The organism is Mesorhizobium sp. M4A.F.Ca.ET.050.02.1.1 (assembly GCF_003997725.1).
Classification (GTDB): Bacteria; Pseudomonadota; Alphaproteobacteria; order Rhizobiales; family Rhizobiaceae; genus Mesorhizobium.
In genome coordinates, this window is record NZ_RZSG01000531.1 from 1 (window position 1) to 4,198 (window position 4,198).

Sequence of the window (4,198 nt, forward strand, 5' to 3'; positions counted from 1 at the left end):
ACTGACCCTGCCGTCACTTCTTGCTCTTGCCGACGGCCTTCAACAGGTTCGCCTTCAGCGGATTTTCGGGCGCGCCGCCGGCAGCCGCCTTCTTGGCTGGCTTGGCCGGCGCCTCGTCGGCCTTGCTCTTCGACTTGGCTGGCGGCTTGGCCGACTGCGACAGGCTCGCCTTCAGCGCATCCATCAGATTGATGACGTTGCCGCGCTCGGGCGCGGCCGCAATGATCGGCTTGTGGCCCTTCAGCTTCTCGCGGATCATCGCCATCAGCGCCACCTCGTAGCGATCCTCGTAGTTCTTCGGATCGAAGGCGGTTTCCTTCTGCTTGATCAGCGCCTCGGCGAGCTGCAGCATTTCCGGGTCCGGCTTGCCGGCCGGAATGTTGCCGAAATATTCAGCCGTGCCGCGCACTTCGTTGGGATTCCTCAAGGTGCAAACGAACATGCCGTTCTCGCGCGCGCCGATCGTCACCACGCGCTCGCGGCTGGAGAGCACGAGCCTGGCGATCGCCAACTTGCCGGATTTGCGCATCGCCTCGCGCAGCACCGCGAAAGTTTCCTCCGCCATGGCGCCGTCGGGGGCCAGGTAATAGGGTGAGTCCTGATAGATGACGTCGACCTCGCCCTCATCGACGAAGGCCTCGATGTTCATCGTGTGGTTGGATTCGATCCTGACCGCATCGAGGTCGGCGTCATCGATGATGATGTACTGCTTGTCCTCGTACTCGTAGCCCTTGACCAGGTCCGAGCGCTCGACCAGCCCGAGCTCGGGATCCACGGGCTTCATATTTATGCGGTTGTGGGTCTTCTTGTGCAGCTGGTTGAATGTGATGCGTTCGCTCGCGCTGGTGGCCGGATAGAGCCGGACCGGACAGCTGACGAGGCTGAGCTTGAGGTAACCTTTCCAACTTGCCCTGGGCGCCATGATGAACTCCTACGCGGCCATGCACTGACAGTTACTTGCAGCGCTCCCGCTCAAGGACGGTTGGCGCCGTGGAAATCCTACACCGACCCTTGATGGTACTGCCGAATTCCTGACGAAGTGTTTTCTGGGTCGGGTTTGGTGGGAGAATAGTTCAAATTGTAGCAAGCGTCGATGGAGATGGGGTTGAGACGTTGGCGGGACGCTGACGATTGGCCGGAGGCCTCGAGCTGGCGGTATTGCGGGCGACCATTCTGCACAATTGCATTCCACGGCCGAAGTCACGGCATGAATCCTAGGGTCTTCGCCGCGTCGCTTCGCTCCTTGCTTCGCCCTAGGATGACGAAAGACGCGAGGGCTTCGCCTCATGCATGGCCTACCTCCCCGCCAACACCGGCAGATCCCGCGCCATCTCGTCGATCTCCGCCCAGGGATCGCCCGATGTCTCCAAAAGCCCCGGCAGCGAGGCGTAGTTGAGGTCCTCCGGCGCGTCGATCGTCTCGAGATCCGTCCAGCTCACCGGGGTCGATGCTGGCAGGTTGGTGCGGGCGCGCAGCGAATAGGGGGCGGCGGACGTGTGGCCACGGGCGTTGCGGTGGAAGTCGATGAAGATGCGGCGCTTGCGGTTGTCCTTGCCCATCGTCGTGGTGAAGGTGTCGGGCGCGGTCGACGCGAGATGGGTCGAGATCGCGCTTGAGGCCTGGTGCAGCTTCTTCCAGTTCTGCTTCCTGGTCACCGGCACCGTGATGTGGATGCCCTTGCCACCGGAGGTCTTGGCGAAGGGCACCAGGCCCAGCACTTCCAGACCGCCCTTGATGTGGACCGCCGCCTCCACCACCTCGCGCCACGAAATGCCCTCGCCCGGGTCGAGGTCGAAGACGATCTGGTCGGGCTTGTCGAGTTTTGTCCGGTGCGTGCCCCAGGTATGGAACTCGACGACGCCGAACTGGGCCAGCGCCAGATAGCCCTTGGCGTCCTCGACCGAGAGATAGGTCTTGGTTTCGCCTTCCGAATTGATCGACTCGAACACCGCCACCGAAGGCGGCATGCCGGTGAAAGCGTGACGCTGGAAAAAACAGTCCTGCGGCTTGCCGGTCGGGCAGCGCACCAGCGATACCGGGCGACCGATGATGTGCGGCAGCATGAAATCGCCGACCAGCGCGTAATAGACCGCGATGTCGAGTTTTGTCGGACCGGTCTTGCCGAACAGCCGCCGCTCCGGATTGGTGACCCAGATGGTGGCGAGATCGGATTCGGCGATCAGCCGCTTGCGCTTCACCGGCGCCGGTGTGGTCAGCCCGCCGATATCGCGCAGGCCGCGAAATACGCCGTGGCGGATCGCATTGTCGGCGGTGCGGTTCGAATAGCGAATGCGGGCCGACAGCAGCGGCTTCACCCAGTGCATCTCACGCATGATCTCGCGCGTCGCGCCTTCGGGCGGACTGGCGCCGGCCGTCAGCCGTTCCAGCCGGGTAAGCAGCTCCGTCGCCATGTCGCGATCGAATCCGGTGCCGACCTTGCCGCGATAATGCAATTCGCCATTCTCGAACTCGGCCATGCCGAGCGCCGCCAAGCCCTCCGCGCGGTCGGAGACGGTATAGCCGGCGATGACGAAATCATCCGTCTTCTGCGCCTTCACCTTGGTCCAGCTCTTGGTCCGGCCGCTCATGTAAATGGCGTCGGCGCGCTTGGAGACGACGCCTTCCAACCCAAGCTCCGAGGCCTGGTCGTAGAGACCTTGCCCGTCGCCTTCGACATGGTCGCTGTACTGGATGGCGGCGTTGGCGGTCTGGCCGGCGAGCAGCTCGGCAAGCAGCGCCTTACGCTTCTGCAGCGGCGCCTTGCGCAGATCCCAACCGTCGAGATGGAGAAGGTCGAAGGCGTAGAAATGCAGCTTCGAGCCGGCGCCTTCGGCCAGCGCGTCCTGCAGCAGCGCAAAGCGCGAGATGCCCTTGTCGTCGAGCACCATGATCTCGCCGTCGATGATCGCCTGGCTCACCGGCAGTCGCGAAAAGGCCTGCGGAAGATCGCCGTAGCGCTTCGTCCAGTCGATGCCGCCACGGGTGATCAGCCTGACCTCGCCGTCCATGACATGCGCCATGGTGCGGTAGCCGTCGAATTTTATCTCGTGCAGCCAGAGTTGACCGGTGTGCTCCGCGGGATCATTGCCGCCCGGCGGCTTCGGAACCTGTGTGGCAAGCTGTGGCTCGATGCGGCCAGATGGCGGCGCTTTGACAGCACCGGGCAACGCGTGGGGCTTGAAGGAGCCGGGTTTCGGCGGCAGGCGCTCGCGCTTCTTCGGCGGCGCCACCAGTTCCTCGATGCGGCGGCCGGTTTTCACGCTCTCCGGCCGTTGGCTGAGGATGTCGCGGCTGGTGTCCGAAGCGAGGTCGCGCTCCTTGAACAGGAGCCAGTTCTTCTTTGCCTCGTCCTCGCCGGGCTTCGGCTTCAGCCGCGTCAACATCCAGCCGCCATTCAGCTTCTGGCCGGCCAGCCGGAACTTGAAGGCGCCGGTTCTCAGGCTTTTCTCGACGTCGTCCATCGGCGCCCAGGTGCCGGTGTCCCAGACGATCATCGGCCCGCCGCCATATTCGCCCTCGGGGATGACGCCCTCGAAGTCGATATATTCGACCGGATGGTCCTCGGTCTCGACCGCCAGCCTTTTGTCGGCCGGGTTGAGCGAAGGCCCGCGCGGCACCGCCCAGCTCTTCAGCACGCCGCCGACCTCGAGCCGCAGATCGTAGTGGTCGGCGGTGGCGTGGTGCTTGTGGACGACGAAGCGGTTGCCCTCACTGCTCGCAAGCCCGCCCGCGGGTTCCGGCGTGCGGGAGAATTCGCGCTTGGCGCGGTAGGGTTTGAGTTTGGAGGGAGGCGGCATCGGTCAGGCGCCAAGGCGCAGAGCGGACAATGGCAAAGGCCGCGTTCCTTCGCGCCCCCCTCTGTCCTGCCGGACATCTCCCCCACTTGGGGGGAGATTGGCAGTTCGAGCGCCGGTGCTCCCCTTGTAACGTCGGCGATTGGCGAAAGCGGCAACTGCATCTGATCTCCCCCCTTGAGGGGGAGATGGCCGGCAGGCCAGAGGGGGGTGCTGTCCCGCCAGCCTTGCCATGATCATCCGTGAAAACTCAATCGTCGGCGGCCGGCGTGAGCTCGAGCTCAGCCGGGGTCAGCCCTTGCCTGAGCTGGCTCAGCCGGAACTCGTCGACCCAATAGGCCTCGCCGTCGACCAGCACGCGCGCGCTGTATGTGCCGCCGGAGAAGCTCTGCGCGGTGACATAG

Annotated in this window: 2 protein-coding genes; both read right to left on the reverse strand. The window is 64.2% G+C overall.

All coding sequences use genetic code 11. The annotated features are described in order from the left end of the window. Positions 1–13 precede the first annotated feature (13 nt). A complete protein-coding gene (locus tag EOA33_RS26215) occupies positions 14–922 on the reverse strand; it encodes a Ku protein (protein WP_126055270.1) in 909 nt (302 codons plus the stop codon). Positions 923–1,295: 373 nt separating this feature from the next. Then, positions 1,296–3,797, reverse strand: a complete 2,502-nt coding sequence (ligD, locus tag EOA33_RS26220) for a DNA ligase D (protein WP_127406959.1) — start codon at positions 3,795–3,797, stop codon at positions 1,296–1,298. Positions 3,798–4,198: the final 401 nt, after the last annotated feature.